Origin of the sequence: Paludibaculum fermentans (assembly GCF_051172195.1) — a bacterium.
Lineage (GTDB): Bacteria > Acidobacteriota > Terriglobia > Bryobacterales > Bryobacteraceae > Paludibaculum > Paludibaculum fermentans_A.
Genome location: NZ_JBPJAQ010000002.1, coordinates 1294631 through 1311979 on the forward strand (window position 1 = coordinate 1294631; position 17349 = coordinate 1311979).

Annotated in this window: 12 protein-coding genes; 9 read left to right on the forward strand and 3 right to left on the reverse strand. The window is 58.4% G+C overall.

What is annotated here, in order from left to right:
* Positions 1-692: 692 nt before the first annotated feature.
* The 6 genes from ACR9Y2_RS31865 (at position 693) to ACR9Y2_RS31890 (ending at position 7363) form a co-directional block, all read left to right on the forward strand.
* The gene (locus tag ACR9Y2_RS31865; protein ID WP_435045920.1) at positions 693-1028 is read left to right on the forward strand and encodes a PadR family transcriptional regulator; all 336 of its coding nucleotides are present in this window, start codon (positions 693-695) and stop codon (positions 1026-1028) included.
* Between the two features lie 10 nt (positions 1029-1038).
* On the forward strand, positions 1039-3618 hold the full coding sequence (locus ACR9Y2_RS31870) for an ADOP family duplicated permease (protein ID WP_435045921.1): 2580 nt from the start codon (positions 1039-1041) through the stop codon (positions 3616-3618).
* Between the two features lie 955 nt (positions 3619-4573).
* Positions 4574-5248, forward strand: coding sequence for a hypothetical protein (locus ACR9Y2_RS31875; protein WP_435045922.1), 675 nt, complete (start codon positions 4574-4576; stop codon positions 5246-5248).
* A gap of 246 nt (positions 5249-5494) precedes the next feature.
* Positions 5495-6331: a RecQ family zinc-binding domain-containing protein gene (locus ACR9Y2_RS31880; protein ID WP_435045923.1), complete on the forward strand. Its 837-nt coding sequence runs from the start codon at positions 5495-5497 to the stop codon at positions 6329-6331.
* A gap of 28 nt (positions 6332-6359) precedes the next feature.
* On the forward strand, positions 6360-6476 hold the full coding sequence (locus tag ACR9Y2_RS31885) for an HRDC domain-containing protein (RefSeq protein ID WP_435046349.1): 117 nt from the start codon (positions 6360-6362) through the stop codon (positions 6474-6476).
* A gap of 731 nt (positions 6477-7207) precedes the next feature.
* A complete protein-coding gene (locus ACR9Y2_RS31890) occupies positions 7208-7363 on the forward strand; it encodes a DUF4372 domain-containing protein (RefSeq protein WP_435046350.1) in 156 nt (51 codons plus the stop codon).
* 378 nt (positions 7364-7741) lie between these two features.
* Here ACR9Y2_RS31890 and ACR9Y2_RS31895 read toward each other — a convergent pair whose 3' ends face one another.
* Both ACR9Y2_RS31895 and ACR9Y2_RS31900 read right to left on the reverse strand, forming a co-directional pair.
* Positions 7742-9043 carry a LecA/PA-IL family lectin gene (locus ACR9Y2_RS31895; RefSeq protein WP_435045924.1) on the reverse strand — a complete coding sequence of 434 codons (1302 nt, stop codon included), beginning with the start codon at positions 9041-9043 and terminating at the stop codon, positions 7742-7744.
* 346 nt (positions 9044-9389) lie between these two features.
* Entirely contained in the window at positions 9390-11630 is a 2241-nt protein-coding gene (locus ACR9Y2_RS31900; protein WP_435045925.1) for a hypothetical protein, read from the reverse strand.
* A 775-nt stretch (positions 11631-12405) separates the two neighbouring features.
* Between ACR9Y2_RS31900 and ACR9Y2_RS31905 the strand changes: the two genes are divergently transcribed.
* Positions 12406-12696: a WapI family immunity protein gene (locus ACR9Y2_RS31905; protein ID WP_435045926.1), complete on the forward strand. Its 291-nt coding sequence runs from the start codon at positions 12406-12408 to the stop codon at positions 12694-12696.
* Positions 12697-13559: 863 nt separating this feature from the next.
* Here the strand turns inward: ACR9Y2_RS31905 and ACR9Y2_RS31910 are convergent.
* Positions 13560-14276, reverse strand: coding sequence for a hypothetical protein (locus tag ACR9Y2_RS31910; protein WP_435045927.1), 717 nt, complete (start codon positions 14274-14276; stop codon positions 13560-13562).
* A 1446-nt stretch (positions 14277-15722) separates the two neighbouring features.
* Between ACR9Y2_RS31910 and ACR9Y2_RS31915 the strand changes: the two genes are divergently transcribed.
* Together ACR9Y2_RS31915 and ACR9Y2_RS31920 are read left to right on the forward strand one after the other, a co-directional pair.
* Positions 15723-16229, forward strand: coding sequence for a hypothetical protein (locus ACR9Y2_RS31915; protein WP_435045928.1), 507 nt, complete (start codon positions 15723-15725; stop codon positions 16227-16229).
* Positions 16230-16231: 2 nt separating this feature from the next.
* Entirely contained in the window at positions 16232-17299 is a 1068-nt protein-coding gene (locus ACR9Y2_RS31920) for a hypothetical protein (RefSeq protein ID WP_435045929.1), read from the forward strand.
* Positions 17300-17349 lie beyond the last annotated feature (50 nt).

A 17349-nucleotide genomic window follows, 5' to 3' on the forward strand; every position in this document is an offset into this window, starting at 1 on the left:
CAAATCGGGCAACGGTCTTCTGGTTCAATTCCGCGGCGTCCCATTCCCGAAGATCCGGATTGGAGCAGAATCCGAGACTCCAAGTGCGCCGGAATACTCAGGGCCAGTGTGACCTAACCTCAAGTCCTGGATCTTGTGGGGTGGCATTTATGCTGCGCTGGGCTTCAGCCTAGCCTCGTCGAAACTCAGAAAACTCCACCGCCAGTAATACGCGAGCCCTCAGCGGCAGTCGTGGCACCGGTCATGTCTCCAGGCGTGCGCTCGAATGCCAAACATCCTGGCAGTCCTTGGTCGAAATCCCGCGAGCCCCACGGCTTTTACCACGTTATTCCGAGTTCCCGGTTATCCCGAGTCGGTCGTTGAACTTGCTGGGATCGCATGTGCGATCCACGTTTCGGTGTCAGGACCGGTACGCCCATTGGGTCAGGGGTCATGCACTTCGACTCACGGCAGCACTATTCGTAAGCGCCGTCACGTTCTGGATCGATCTACGCTGCGCTACCTCCCGGGAGGAATCTCTGTTCTCTGGGCACGAGCCTGATCCCACCTCAACCAACGAGCGAAACCACGCGAAACTAATGAAGCGGATCGAGCCGATCGAGCTGTTCAAACCGAATCCCCCGCTCGACACATCGACAAACGATGGGACTTGACAGACAATCCATTTATGGGCATACTTCCATCGATAGACGATGGGACGACACGAACAGCTCGAACTTCTCCCTGGCACGCTGGATCTACTCATCCTGAAGGCGCTCGTCCGGGGCAAAATGCACGGTTATGGCATCGCCCACATGCTGAAGGTGACCTCAGAAGAGGTCCTCACCGTTGGCGAGAGCTCGCTCTACCCCGCGCTCCAGCGGCTGCTGCTCAACGGCTGGGTGACAGCCGAATGGGGCGTGTCCGAAAACAACCGCCGCGCCCGCTACTACACGCTCACTGCGGCAGGGCGAAAGCAGCTATCGGTCGAACGGGCCGATTTCGAACGCATGGTCGCCGCGATACGACGAGTGCTTGAGACCGCCTGACGGAGACACCATGTTCAAGCTATTACGCCGTCTTCAATATTGGCTGCGCCGCCACAAAATGGAGGCCGAGCTAGCCGAAGAGATGGAATTCCACCGGGCTATGCTGGCGGATCACGGAAAGGCGCCGGCAGTTATGGGAAACATAACGCTTTCGCGAGAGGACGCGCGGGCCGTTTGGATCTGGCCATGGCTGGAGAGCCTGTGTCAGGACGCGGTGTACGCATTTCGCGCAATGCGGCGGGAACCCGCCTTCACGGTCACGGCATTGCTGGCACTGGGAAGCGCGATCGGGCTCAATACGAGCCTTTTTACCATCTTCAACGCAGTCGCATTGCAGCCCTGGCCCGTTCATGATCCGTCACGGGTGGTTATGGTGAACCGTTTTGTCCGCGAAGGCGGGGGGGATTTTGGGATCGCAGAGTACCGCTACCTCGCACAGTATGCCCGGTCCTTCAGCGGACTCTTCGCGGTCCGCAATGGCGAGCGGGTGAAAATGCAGGACAACCTCCAGCAACTCACGTATGTCAGCGGCAATTATTTCGGCGTTCTGGGTGTTCAGATGGAGCGAGGACGTGGATTCCTGGACCAGGAAGATCTCACCGGCGCCCCCGCGGCCGTAGCCGTGATCAGTCATGAGTTCTGGCAGAACCGGTTGGGCGCGGACCCGCGGATCGTAGGCCGGGTCATCCGGCTGGATGACATTCCCTTTACGGTCGTTGGCGTCGCGCCTGTCGATTTCACCGGCACGAGCCCATTGCGAAACGACATCTGGACGCCCCTGCCGGCCAGGAAACTATTGCGGCCAAACGACCCGTCGGTCCAAAGCTGGCTCACTTCGTCCACCTCCTGCTGCACACCAATGGCCGGCCGGTTGGCGCCGGGCGTCACGAGAACGCAGGCGCAGGCCGAACTCGCCATTCTGCTCGATCAGTTCCGGCTCCATAACCAGATGGAACCGCAACAACCCCGTATTATTGCGTCCGGGACATCATGGATCGATACTCCTCGCAAGAAGCGGCAAGTCGTACCCATGATCCTGACAATGTTTCTCGCAGTCACGCTGGTCTTGCTGCTGGCTTGCGCCAACATTGGCAACCTCCTCTTAGCCAGGGCGGCCGCGCGTCGCCGGGAAATGGCGGTGCGGCTTTCGCTCGGCGGCAGCCGGCTTCGTATCATTCGCCAACTCCTGGTGGAGAGCATGATGCTGGCTGCTGCGGCGGCGGGCCTGGGTCTGGCAATGGCGACGGTCGTTCCAGCCGCAGTGCTTCGCCGTCTGGCGGAAAATCAGGCTTTTCATGTGACACCAGATCTGAACGTCCTTGCCTACACGATGGCGGTGGCCGTACTATCTTGTCTCGCATTCGGTCTGGCGCCGGCACTGCACGGGACACGTGTTGGCGGCATCTCCGCCGCATTGAAGGCCGGAGCGGGATCAGAAGGTGCACAGCACGCTCGACTGCCGATGCGCAGCATGTTGCTCTCCGTGCAGGTTGCGATCAGCGTCATCCTGCTGGCCAACGCAGGACTCCTGGTTCGCGGCATGCAGCGCGCGCAAGCGCTGGACCCGGGATTCGACGTCCAAAACTCCACCGTGCTGTCAATTGACTTACCGGCGAGCCAGTATACCGGCCCGCGCACGATGGAACTGACTCGGAATCTGCTGGCGCAACTCGACCACTCGGAAGACCTGCCGGCGTGCGGGCTCGCGCTCAATCCACCGCTGAGCAACACGAACTACACTACGTCGTTCCAGGTGACAGGCCAGCCGGGAGCTCCACTGCTGCATATCTTCTCCAACGAAATCTCGAGTGGCTATCTGGCTGCGATGGGGATGCGCCTGCTCGCCGGGCGCAACTTTGTTCCCGAAGACACCGCGCGGGACGTCGTGGTCATCAACGAAGCGGCGGCGAAGCGGTGGTGGCCCGGACAGAGCCCGTTGGGCAGAACCGTACTGGCGGACGAGAAGCTGCGGCAGATTGTCGGCGTAATTTCCGACGTATACACCAACGATCTCTCGTCTATCGAGGCGGTCATCTACTATCCGATAACCGGTCGCTGGGCACCGCCATCCGTTGTGGTGCATGATCGCGGAGCCGCTTCGCTAGACCGCATCACGGCGATCGTTAAGGAAATCGAGCCGCGAGCACAGGTTCGCGCGGAGCCGCTGACAGCCAGTTTCAGCCGCAAGCTGCAGCCTTCCATTTACGGCTCTGAGTTGGCTGGTTTCCTTGGCCTGCTCGCCCTGGCGATCGCGTCGGTGGGAATGCACGGAGTGTTCGCCTACGTCGTGGGCCAGCGCACGCGGGAAATTGGAGTACGGATGGCCTTGGGCGCGCAGCCCCCGCAAATCGTGCGCCTGGTGCTAGGTTCCAGCGCGCGCGCACTTGTATGGGGACTGGGGTGGGGGATCGGCGGGGCAACTGGCCTATCCATCTTGCTGGCCCACTCTCTTCCGGGTATCGATCCGCTGGACCCGAGAACGTACTGCAGTGTGGTGCTCTTGCTGAGCGCCGCGGTGGTGCTGGCAAGCGCAGCCCCCGCGAGGCGGGCGATGCAAGTGGACCCGGTGCGCGCGCTGCGATGGGAGTAGCAAAGCGACAGCAAAGCTCAGCCTGCTAGCCGCGATTCGAAGAGGCGTCCGCTCTCGGATCATCTCCACCCCGGCCCAGGCAAGAGGGCATCCGGAATTCATGTTATTTCCGCACGAGTGCAAGCTCACAGAGAGGGAGCGCAAACCCCCATCGCCGGTCCAACAGCCGGCCACCAAGGCCAGTTCCTCACCGTGATGGTCACGTGCGACTTCGCCAGTAGGCGCGTTACGGGCCTGCTGCTGATAGCGAATGATCTCCAGAAATATCTCATCCCCAAGAGGTTGCCCGGCGTGTGTCGACTTTCGAAGGCGGCGATACTCCGCTTCCGGCAACGGCATCCCAGACAATTCGCCCCAATGCTCGCCCCCCCTGACCGTCGAAAGAACTCCATATCCAGGAGTCGGCGACGGTCGTGGCCACTGAAACGCGACTCGGCACTCGACCAGTCGACCTGTTGTTCCACCAGGCCTGCCCGCATGGGATTCGATTGAACAGAGCGGATCGCCGTCCAGAGGTGGGATCGCCCCATCGGCATGGGGGACAGCCTGGCGTGCACCTTCTCGTAACAAATAGAAAAAGAAAGACTTACCTCCGAGCACAGCAGTTGTACTGGTTCTCAAAGATCATGCAATACGGCCCGCCCCAAGCCCTCTTCCTGCCATGTAACCACCTTGGATACGGCAACATAGAGTCGCCCCCGCAGCCACTCCTCCGTTCGTCACGTATTCCTGAGTTCACATTCCAGCAACCACAATTGCCAGTGGGACAGATCGCCAATCGAGACCCAAAGCCGAGTCCCTCCTCTCAATTGGGCCGCGATGGAATCGATCCTCGGCGCTGCCGGGTAAACGAGAAGCCCGCTCAGGTCCACCTCCACGAACCACTCGAGGACCACCCCCAAGCGGGTCGCCTGCCGCGAACAGCAGCAGCGGCTCCGGAGACGCGATCTTCGACTTGCCCGTCCTGACCGTCAGCCCCCAGATCTTGTCTGCGCGCGGCAAGGCACGAACTGGAGCCATCTATGTCGACGACATCTCCCTCGAGTTCCCATCCGGCCCGAGCGTGGTCGAGGACTTTGAGCGGACTTCGTCCCGCTTGCGTGTCTGGATGAAGGGCGAGCCCGCGACCGTCGTGATGACCGGCTATGGACTGGCCAACGACCTCACGCCGAGCGCTCCGTTTCTACTCGCACGACGGCAGGCGTGGGCAACCCGCTTCGTTTCACTGATGGAGCCCTATCAGGTGCAGTCCGCCATCCGTTCGTTCGAAACCGGACCGGGCCTCTACAGCATCGTGCACGCCGGCTTTGAAGACACAATCGGATTAGATGCAGCCAATACCCTATCGTTTTTGCGAACGCGGAATTCCGATCCGGTCAGCGCCATAATCTGCAACGGCAATTTGGTCATGGCCCGCTCGCGGAAAATGCTGGAACTCGAAACAGCCGGATCTGCCGAGCTTGACTGGATCGACGAAGGCAACACGCTCGATCTGACCGGAAGCGTACAGGGCATGATCCGGGCGTGGGCTCCGAACGCAGTCGTTGTGAGGGTCAACGGGGAAGAAACCGCATTCGCGCGGGAGGACGAGTACGTCGTCTTCCGCGCCGGTGTCCCGGCATCCAACTGAACCACCAGTTCTGCCCGCGGCAGGCCTCAAATCCCATGCTGCCGCCAGCCCATCCACCAACGGCATCAGTATCGGAGCCGGCTCGGAAATTCCTGCTTCCCAGTCAGATAGAGAGCGCCAATGTCGGGGACTTGGTGTCGCTCACCCCCGACGCCCAGCCCAAGGACCTTGTCCGCGCCCGCGTCCGCATGGCCGAGTCCGTGGCCGAGGACGAATTCGACATCGCCATGGAAAGACTCTGGATCCATGGCGGAGCGGTCATCGACTACGCCGAAAACCTCAGCCTCGGCTCTGTCCGATGGCGCTGTCCAATGGCGCGAATCCTACATCGAGCAGCGCGAGCACAAGATGGCGCAGTTCCAGAAGAAGCTCTCGTACTGCGAAGTCTCCTCCTGCCGCATGCTGGCCCCGTTGCGCTACTTCGGAGACAGCGAGGACCTGAACCGCCGCTGCGGCCACTGCGACATCTGCTCGCCCCAAGAAACCATAGCCCAGCAGCTCCGCGAAGCCACCCCCAAGGAAACCGCCAGAGCCACCCAAATCCTCGAGGCCTTGAAGAAAATCGAAGCCGTCTCCGCCGGCCGCCTCTACACCCAGGTCTTCCCCGACGCCGTCCTGGACCGCCGGACCTTTGAAGAACTGATCGGAGCCATGGCCCGCAGCGGCCTGATCGTGATCACGGACACCTCGTTCACCAAGGACGGCAAGGAAATCGAATTCCGCCGAGTCCGCATCTCCGACGCCGGCTGGGCCGAAGACGCGGTAGCCGCCCTCCGCCTGCCGGTGGAAATCGAAGCAATCCCCAGAGCCAAACGCAGTCGCAAGAAGACCACCGCAGCCGCGGCGAGAGCACCAAGGCCAGCGGCCAAGGCGGGCGAGTCCAAACCCAAGCGCGAGCGCAAACCCAGGTCGACGTCCAAATCGGAAACCAAGCCCCCCAAGCGCCCAGCCGCGGAAGTGGAGCACGCCGCCTCCGCCCCCAGGGCCGCGACCCCGCCGCCCGCCAGGAACCTGAAACTGGAAGACGCCCTGAAAGCCTGGCGCTTTAGGAGAGGCGAAGAAGAAGGGCCTCCCGGCGTTTAGGATTCTCACGGACCGCACACTCCAGACGATAGCGGCCAGGAGGCCGCAGACGACCAGGGAGTTGCTGGAGGTGCCCGGGATGAGCCTGAGGCTGGTGGAGCAGTATGGGGCGCCGATCTTCCGGATCATCGAAAAGGCGGGGTAACTTCAGGCATTCTGGCAAAGGGAGCCCCTGGCACTAATACTGTTTTCGTGGGGCATCAAAACAGTTAGGCATTTCTTAGTGTACAGACCGTTCTGTGCATAATTGAGCAATCGAATGCACTGCCGTCCAAAACAAGCTGAAGGTCGGCGCCTTGGGCGGGTAAAGTCATCCGTTTTCATCGCAGCATCCCTTCCAGCCGAAATGAGGTCTCCGTCACATTCACAACCCCGTCCAAAACAGCGGACGGCGGCTTGCCACCTTCAGCGGCCTCCAAATCCCCCGAGACCCCGATATTGGTCCGTTTCGGAGGCATTCAGGCCCAGCCACCAGCGCTGGGGGGGTGCTCCGGCCGGTCCAAAACGCTGGGCGAGAAAATATTCTGAACAAGAGTGATCTTGGACAGCAACGTCCGCAGATGCCGTTGAGATTTCGCTTGATGATGCGGAACGAGGGCGGTGGCTCTTCAAGACGGACTACCGAGTTGAAGGGGTGACATTTGGAGTCGCTGCCCAATTGGACACCAATCACCAGTCCGGCTCAGTGCAAGTTGGTATGCCCAGACCAGGACATGAGTGGAATATGCGAGGTCACTCCTGTCCAAGATAGATTCGCGAATCCCCAATCCGGCCCGGTTGGACGGCTGAGAGAGGTGCCCCCTACAATTAGGCGGTGGCGCAGTTTCGTTTTCGCACTAGGACCGCGCCCGCACCATACCCAAGGAGGGCAAGACAATCCTACAAACCGCCAGCCTCTTCAATCAACTGCTGCACCGCTTCCCTCGCAATGAGTTTGCCGCTCTTGTCAAGAAGCACGGCGCCGAACGCTCCGCCAACCCTTTGGATTCAACACCAGATGAGACAGGTCTCTTCAGTCTTGGACAGCAGTGAATCGAATGCATCTGGACAATAATATTCGGCTACGCATACAGGGTTAGGACTTACGATTACTCACCTGATAGCACTTTCGCGCACAGGATCTAGCGGATTTGATGCCAATAAAACTGTCTTGGCCTTCTTTCGTGCACTGTAGTGAGAATTGCGACGGCGCGTTATCCCGGAGAGAGTCTTGCCTCAACCGTCCAAGGAATAACGATTATTTATACTCTCCCTCTTCCCTGTCGTATGAATCCACGCCGCTTGCTCTAGGCTCATCAACCGCAATCTGATGACTGTTTTGGATAATATGCAACAATCACTCATCTCCAGAATATCCACATCATCTCTCCTTCTCCGTCCTCATCTCGCCGTTGCGTAACAGTTGCGACATTACTCGCGCCTCCCTGACATGCCCGCCTCTACAGTAGCGGTAACCTGGATTGAGCCAGAGTTGTCAAAATCATACGTGCCCTTCCGATCATTCATGAGCAGGACTAGATTCCCCGTCTCTTTGGCCTCGATTGCTCTCGATGTTCCAATCGCAAAGTACCAATCCTTTACACGTCCAATTAGAGTTCCGAAATGTTGCCCCTTGAGCATGACAGCCTCCGGGTCCTCATCCGCCTTTGGCCGACCCGGCGTACCATCTGCATCTGAACAGCCGGACGTCCCACCCCAACACCATATACCGCGGGCGCTAAAGCGTAAAACATCTCCCTTCTTTACAAAAACCTCAGTGTATGTTCCCTGCTCCCTCGCACCGGGCACTTCCACCGCCACCGTGCGCGGATACGGCTGGTCACTGATTGTCGTGGCAGGGTTCAATAGAGATGCTCCCACTGCTTTACGCATAGCGGTGACAAATCTCGAGTACCGAGGATCATCCCGCCTTGGCGGCTTCACAATTTGCATATGATTGGCGTTCATCGGATATACCTCGCTGCAAAGTGCCCTTGCACTCGACTGAGGCACAATGAATATATTGCCCACTGTTGGTACGGCCTCATACGCACAATAAGAAGGTAGTCGTCGTGCTTCTTCCCAGTGAAGCCAATCATCCTGAAGATTCTGCAGTAGTTCATTTCCTTCCAAGGGAAACATAGCTCTCAGTTGAGGATTACTTGACACTACTTTCGCAATATTTGCAATTTCAACTCCATTCGTGGGAGTAGCATAGAAGTAAATCATGGCTACCTTGTCAAGCTTGTGCGTCATGAGAAGGTGCCGCCTTAGGACCAGCCCGCCCATGCTGTGGCACAGAAAGACAACCTTCTCATGATCCTGCATAACTTCTTTATCCTCTAGCACGCCATCAAGCTGGACCGCCAATTGAGACACGTTAGCGGCTGATTGAAATGCCGGCGTATAATATCGAAACGAAAATGCGTCGACCTTTCCACTTAATGCAGGGTCTGAAACTAGCATTTCCGGGAAAGACGACTCCTGCCTTCCCCATGTCGACTTATCACCAAAAATTCCATGAATAAAGACAACCACAACAGGCTTCTTATGATCTCCGCTTCCCGCATAAGATGCCTCGACTGCAGGAACACCACCAATACTCTTCGATCCTGGCCAATTCATAATGGCTGTAACTCCCACAGCCACAATCACAATAACCCCACCTATTATCTTAGCTCTATTCTTGAACCAAATACCTAGCCACGTCAGCTCAGTACTTTTCTCAGTCATAATCTCGCATCCTAGCAACCCCGCCGATTTATTCCTTCATATTTTCTAATCAAATCTCCAGCCGCGCATCACTTGCTAGGCCTCCTTCGTCCACTGATTCAGCTGTCCCGTCAACACGTGGTAATTTCATCACGCAATCCACGTCTTTAGCCACTCCACTACCCCGGGTCGCCATCTTCGTCCGAAAGCGTTATGATCCCTGGGGCGCAACGCACCAGAACCCCCTATCCATAAATTCCACCAAGAGGCAATTTCCCATCCTTCTGGCATACGCAGGCTGAGATTCCATTTTGCAATGCTTACTCCCGCCACGCTAATACTATTTACTCCCTTGTCACAAACACTGTTACTTCGTTCCAATTTTTATTGTGTATTTTGCAGTCATACCCCCAGCGGTGATGGTCAAATCCACACCCTGTCCCGCGAAGGAGGTGGGAACAGAGAATTTCTCCAAAGTGAGCATCTTGCCGTCGGGGCTAGTCTTTACGGCATCGGCCTTGAAACAAGTTACGCAATTCGATGAAGTAACTGTGACACCATAGAACCCGGCGCCAATGAGGCTGAGATCCATTGCTGCGTCTCCTGCTTTTGGCATATGGTTGTCGGCAACTTGCAGAACTGTCAGTGCTGGCGGTCGGAGTATCACCATGACTTCTTTGGTTGATTCTGACCCCTTCGTTACGACAATGCTAACTTTCGAATTCGCTCTCGACTCTCTTGCCGTCAGGTCAACAACCATCTCGGCAGAGGTAGGCGAGGCGATTCGGAGATGTTTTTCATCAAAAACCCACTCTTTAACAGTCGCGCTTGTTGTATCGGTAATTTTCCCACTAAATGTGCTTCCTGACAGGTATGCACCTGTAGCGGTGATCCCTACACCCTTATTCTCCGCGTCCGGGACGATGATGACTTCAGCGGGCGCCACAACATTCACCACTGGTGCGTGAAGTTTAACAGGAATTATAAATTCCGCCATTTTCCCTGCGGTGGCGACCTGAAGTGTCACCACCGACTGAACGTAGTCATCCGGCACTTTGAACCCCTTCAAAGTAATCTCTGTTCCTGTGCTATTGACTTTGGCAGTCTCATAGCATTTCTGACAATCTGGTGACAAGACGGTGGCGCCCGTTAACCATCGCCCTGATAGTTTCACGTCGAGGGGCTCTCCGCCTTGACTCGGAACAATGCCGTCTACCACGCCGGCGATCTGGGGTAAAGGAGTTACTTCAGAAACAGTAGCGCTCGAATCCACACGCAGGCGCTGCTTGTACTCGATTTGGTCTCCGACAATGACAAGGCTTCCGAGTGCTTGGCGTACGGCGATCAGGTCGTTTTCCCGAAGGGACTGAGGGCGTCCGAGAAAATGCAATTTTCCTCCCCCCTTCACAGGAATCCTGCCCTCGGCGCACCTTCTATCCTGCGCTGAAGCCTGCCCTCCTGCTCGCATTAAGCTGGCTTTGCTTTCTCGGAGCCTATCTCTCTCCCGTTCAAGCTTCATCCTTTTTAACTCATCCCACCCGAGTCCAGTAGCTAGAGTCAGATCTGCCTGCACACGAGCCAGTTCCTGATCGAGCAGCCCCCCATAATACTCCGCGATGCATGTTGGGCCCGCCAACAAGGGCTTTACAGAATCCCGATCAGCGAACACGGTGAATTTGACGGGTGAGTTATTAGGGATGATCTTGCCATCTCGAAGCGCAGAATCGTCGAGATTCGTCATCTGCAGCACTGTGCGATCCTTAGCGAAAGAATCCCACGCCCCAGCAAGGACCCCCCCCATTATGGATGACCAGAGGATCATCCTATTACGCTCAAACGGATTTCGCGCGAACGGTGCGAAGCCGGCAACCACCGCTCCTGCCCCTTGCAGGCCTCTCAACGTCAGGTTTCTGCCACTGATCACTTGGTCCCGCTGAAGAACAGATCGTATTTGCGCGTAAGTCGACGTCGCTTCTTTATAGTCGAGGCCGGGAAGGTGCCGCATGAAGCCAAGCCCAGAGATCAGTAATGCATACCCTGAGTTATTTCCAATTTGGACTTCAAGGCAGTAGTAGTGTCGCGACACTCTTGTGCCAAACTGATCCTTGCAGCCGACATCGCTGAGAACATTCCAGATGATATCGACTTGAGGGGCCAGCCCTGGCGGTATCGGACCGGACTGTATGTCGATGATCTGCAACTTAGCAGTTCCAAGCACCTCAGTTTTGTCCTTGTTGTAGGCAATCAGGACTTTGTCCTCGAACGCCGCACTCTCGGTCACCTGCGCTGGAACCGAAAGGGTACACCCCGTCGAAACCGCACTCCCCCAACTCAACTCAATTCCACTACCGGAAAGACTGATGGGAGGCGCTTTGCGTACAGCGTCCGTTGTATCGAAAGCATGGGGGTCGGATGTTTTGGTGCAGTTGTCCACCTGCACTACAAGAGTGAGGCTCTGCTTTCTTTGGACGGACTGCGGGCTGACTGTGATATTCGCTGTTGCGGATGTGCAGACTGAAAGCAGGAGTACGGCAGAAAGTGATGCTCGCAAGCCATACGGGATTGCCTGCGCCCTTCCAAGTCCTGGAGACATCTCGATGTGGCCCATCCCACGAACTGCTCGCCTCGTCTCAATTCCCCAATATGCCATGGGAGACATAGTGGCATAAAATGTGGTTCTGGCAAAGAAAAATTGTGATTTAATGTCTATTGATGCTTGCGGCAGACAGTGCCGAAGGTCGCGCACCTTCCGTAGACTATCTTTGGAAACCTTCCAGCCGATATCGTTCGCTGCAATGTGGCAAGAACTAGCCTCCCCCCGGCACTCGCCCGTGAGATCGGGACGCGCTTCAGCGTGAATGGAGCCCCATCAACTTGGCCAGTCCTACCTTCCCCCCAGAATCGAGTCTTCGGCCAAGGAAAGTCACTCGAGGAAACCCGCAGGAATCCACCTCAGCCTGTCCCGTCCCACCGAGAAATTACCTCACGTGTGACTGCACCCTGCCCCTCGCTCGGGCCCCACCGACTTTCAGCGTGGCGCCCAATTCGGCTATCACCACGCGAATAGTCCGGGATGGCCTCTCGGAACGCGCAGCCCCGGTTTCCCTCCTGAATTTGAGTACTTCACCCAGAACCTCTCCCCTAGCCTCGGCCGTCCTCAGCAAAAGCCTTCTACAAATCAGCCGCAAACAGGGTGCCCGGTAATGCAAGCACCGCCCCGAATCGACTACAGACACCGCTCAGAGGCCAAACCATGGCGACTCCCTTCTGCGACCGGCTCGACCGAACTCAGTGCTTCTCTCGAAAGGCGGGAAATCCGTCGGAGCAACCGATGCATCGCTTCATCCCCACTTAATACGTAATTCTTACCTGTAAGGGATCTGATGGGTGAGACTCCGCACGATTGGGACTCAAACTGGCTGATGGTATTTGGCAGGTCCGTCACCCCTCACCAGCAATGGGAACTCACAGAGCCCTGCCTTGCAACAATGAAGGCCCACGACCTCGCCAACTGGCTCGGTGACATTGCTGATGGCAAACTGATACGGCGTATTTGCTTCACCGAGCCGCCTTTTTCCGTCGACCGGCTGGTTCATCACGGCGTGATCCTCGAATTGAACATCTCCAGTTACCGGATGGAGCAGGCCAAGAAGAAGAAAGCGGAGGACGAATGACGGCGCGGCGAACAAGGAAATTATCATTGATTGATCTGGAGGCTCTGCCTCCAGACCTCCGGGATTTAACGCCACCCTGCCAGCCCAGGAGAAGGACCGGAACCGCTGGGGCGAGAGAACCCCGCCCCGAGCCTGGTCTGGCCCCGGAGTCAGCGCTCAGGTTGCATCCCTGCAGAGCCTTACCCTCTGCTCCGGCCAGCACCAGTGTAGGCGAGGCAGGCCGCTACGCAAAGTCTGTAGTTGTCGCGACCGCCGGCCGGAATAGTTGACGCCAGACAGTCGAGGTCGATTCAGTGGACCCAACAGCGATTTGGTTGAAACTGTACTTTGCTGCCTATGCTCTTCCCCCAGGGGCTTCAACCGGCAACAAGAGTTCTTCGAACTGTTCCCAGTAAGCGCGACAGAGGTTAGGGAGGCAGCGAATTCGCTCCGCCAGCACCTGCAGCAGTCTCCAGTTCGCGCCAGTGGGCTCTACCCTACGGGAACAGGTGGACTGCTGGCCGCGATCCGGCACCGGCGCAATCCGTCGTCTGCCAACCATATTACGACTTTCAAGTTATTCGTGGACAACCTCTACTGGGGCACCCCAAACTCCTGGGATAATCGGCGAGCCGCAGCTTCGATTGTCCAGCGCCGCCAGATCAGGACGGCGAATACCGAGCCGAGCCGAGGCGAGGCGAAGGTGATCGGCGTCAGTTTGGGAATGACGATCGGCCTAGGTTCTGAATCCTGATCGGTTTGAGATCGGAACTCTGATCCGCATCGCTCGCCCAGATACAGGAAGCCCTTCAGACGGTTTCAGACGGAATTCACCCGGGCACCTCGCCTCTCAACTTCCGCAGACTTGTCAACTCCTGTGTGAACTACGAGTACATCAACGAGATTTTGCCGGACGGACCTGGGTGGTTTAACCGCACCCGCGCAGTGTAGTTTCGGCCAGCGAAGAGCTTGTAACAGATCGACGCGTTCCGGTCATCTCCGCTATCGTCATCGGCAGCAATGTACCTAGGCGTCCCATCCAGGTCCTCGAAGAGCACTAGCGTGGCATCTGTCCCGCCTTTAGTCTCGATCGTATACTTGCGGGATGCCTCGGGCTTGATGATAAAGTCGGCCTGCCTGCCAGCTGCGAGCTCCAGCACTGCGGGTTTATACTCCCGGAGGATCGGAAGCGCCTTCGGCATCGGTGGGTACCACTTTAGAGCCCATTGCTTGTCCATTGCTGAGAGGGTGCCGGGCGGCGTAAGGCCTTGCGTGTCATACGGCGGCGGTGCAGCAATCAGACCTGGTTCGAATTCATACTCCATAATCGAGTCCGGATCCCACTTGGAGCCCTGCACCTGGCTAGAATCAAGCTTCTCGATAATATTGTGGAAGGTTGTTTCGTGGTCCCAGCGATTGGGAGGCTTCGCCAGTGAGTCGTACACCGCCTGCTCGTTCCACTTGATCCCCGCGAACGGGCTCTGGTGTTCATGTTCCATTCCGAGTACGTGACCAAGTTCGTGGAGCGCCGTTCCGCTTCCATAGGGCGTCGTGAGATCCCACCCATAAACCGTCGTTGGCTCGTTAATCGGAACCTTCAAAACGCCTCGCCCGACAGCGGAAGCGGAAGACCCGTCAGTATCTGAATAGCCGATTCGCACCTCAGCTTCGCTTAGTCTCGAAACTTCCTTGAACTCTAGACCGATTCCAGCTGCTTTCCACTTTCCAAATGCTGCTCGTACCGCCGCCCCTTGTTTTGCCGGAACTGCGAAATGTCCCTTTGTGAAAAAACAATAGTGCAAGACGGTTCCACTAACCCACTTCGACCTGGTCGCAATAATCGCCGAGGCACGTAGGGTATCTGCGGCGACAGCCGGGCGAAGCGGTGGTGTCGCCTGTGGCAGCATCCGGCAGAACGGTCTAGCCTCGGTCCGAGTTTGGCTAGTTGACGACGGTTTAGACTTAAGGCGTGGCATTGCATCTCCATGGAAAGTAATCGCGACTTTCGGCCTGAACTGGGCCATCAGTATATGCCGAGATCCTCAACCAGAGAAGCCTCTCGAAGGATTCCTTTGCGAATCTTGCAGATTTCTCCTGCGACTGTGTGTGTGTGGGGTAGTTATTGAGGATCGGTGGACGTCCTGGTGTGTCCCTCTCCATTTTGCCGTGAAAGCATCCGGCCGGTAGTCAGCCTGGCCCGTCCCACTGAAAAACGCCAGAATCAGGCCGCCGACTGAGCGTAATTACCCAAAAACACGGCCAGACCGACCTGATCTCTGATCCTTTCCCTCGGTTCGACACCCGCCCCGCGCAGACTGGCAACGCCAGCCCGTCAAAATCGGTCCAGCGGTGCGCCATATCCCACAAAAATGTGGCACGGGGGACAGCCGGGCGTACACCTTCTTCTAACAAATAGAAAAAGAAAGGCTTACCGCCGAGCGCAGCAGTTGTACTGGTTCTCAAAGACCAGGTAAGTGGACGCCCCCAAGCCCTTTTCCAGCGATCCAACCCACTGTGGATACAGCAACATACAGTCGCCCCCGCAGCCACTCCTCCGTTCGTCACGTATTCCTGAGTGCACATTCCAGCAACCACAATTGCCAGTGGGACAGATCGCCAATCCCGGCCAAAGGCCCAGTGCCTCCCTTCGATAGCGCCGCGATGGAATCGATCCTCGGCGCTGCCGGGTAAGCGAGGAGCCCAGTTCAATCCCTCTCCACGAACCACACGAGGACCGTTCCACTCAGGCCGCCAGCGGGGATCGGGAACAGCGGCACGCGCACCTCTCACCAAGAGCAGATACTCCATCTATTTCCCGAGCATTCACCTTCCCTCGCGCCGAATCTCCAGCGGGGCGCCCCCACGCGAACCCTCAAAGCCAAGCCCTACGCTCTCTCCTGAAGCGCTCGCCCCTCTACCCAGGCGAACAAAAAGCGGTCACACCTCGAGAAAATAATCTATCTCTATTTACTTTCAAAGAGTTAACCGACTTACCCCAAGCCGGGATTTGGCAGCCCTCCCTTATGATGTTGCCCGGAGCGTGATTGATGAGGAACGACGTGACGACGAACGACGCGAGGGCCGCTGCCGCCCTCGCTCGCGGCATCCAGCAAACGGATGCCAACTTGGACCTGCACTCTGCCGCTGCGGCCGCGGTTGCCGCCTACGAGGACCCCGCACGCTTCCAGGAGCTATGCCAAGCCATCTCCGACGGGTTTCAACCCCGCTCTCTCCACGAGCAGGTTGTCGCCGCCTCTGTCGCGTCCAGCCTCTGGAGCCAGAAACGCTATGCCCGCTTCGAATGTGGCCTGCTCAACGCCCGCTTGCTCGAGGGCTGGGACCAGGCGGCGCCCGGTACCCCCGAAGCCGCTCCGGCCCGCCGCCTGCTCCAGGCCGTCCGGTCCCTCTCTCGCCGCGAACAGGCCACCCTGCAAACATTGCTCGGCCTCCAGCACCGGCTCCACTTCACCTCTCGCGCCAATGCCGACCGCCTCACCCGCGCCAACCAGGCCAGGCAAGCTGCCGCCGGTCTGTCCCCAAGGAAGGACCGCTAACCATGTCAGCCAGCGCCGCCCTCGCCCCCCACCGCCTCGCCGCCAACCGGGCCAATGCCCGCAAATCCACCGGACCCCGCACCGAAGCCGGCAAACGCGCCTCTTCCCAGAACGCCCGCAAGACCCCGCCTTGCCCGTTCACCTTCGAGCTGCCGGCCCACTTCGCCGGCCCTTGGTTCCTCGACGCTCTCCGTCGCACCGAAGCCTGCCGCGACACCCGCGCCCGCCTGCTGCTCATCAACCGCTGCATGCTCCAGGCCCACGAACTCCGCTGGGCCGCCCTCGAACGCACCCTCTTCGACGTCGCCTGCGCCGAAACCGATGGCAGTCTCGAAGCGGCTTCCGTCTGGCTCGCCCAGCAACTCGCCGCCGCCAAAGGCCTCGAGACCTACCAGCGCTGGATCACCCATCGCATCAATCTGGTAGAACGCTCCCTGGCCACCCTCGCCGCGCACTCCGCCGGAATCGAAGCCGAAGTCCCCAAGACCATGGCAGCCGGAGCGGGTGGAGGCTCCGTGTTCTCCGACATGACACCCGCCGCTCTCGGCCCCGGCAGCACTCTCCCCATCTCCTTCAGCGACGATGGCTGGAGCTTTGCCGGCCTCTCCGGCCTGTTCGGCGGCCGCGTCGGAGCGCCTCAACCCCCAAAACCGCCGCAGCCCCCCAAACCCCCCGTCGTCCACCCCATCCGCGGCCGCTATCGCCTCTATCTCCGCTGCCCCGCCGCGCCGCAGCCGCAAAACGAAGCCACGGCTCCGCAGCCTTCCATCGAGGCCGGCGACACCAAACGAAGCCAAGCCCAAGGCTCCTCGGAACCCCGCCCACTCCTCCAAGTGCTTCACCCTGATAACCAGCAGACCGACGTTGGAGCAATGGCACTCGGCAGTACCCTTCCGTGGACAACCCACACCATGCAGTCGGCCGGCTCCCAGCCCACGCACGGGACCGCCGGTCCATCAACGCCGGCATCGAACTGCGAACCCAACCCCAACACACCAATCGAACCCATTCGGACAGTCACCTTGCCTCTCACGCTGACCGCCCACGGTCCGCCTGCGCCCTCAAGCTGAATCAGCACCGTCGCCGCCCAATCGAACCCAATTCCTCCGGCCCCCGCGCC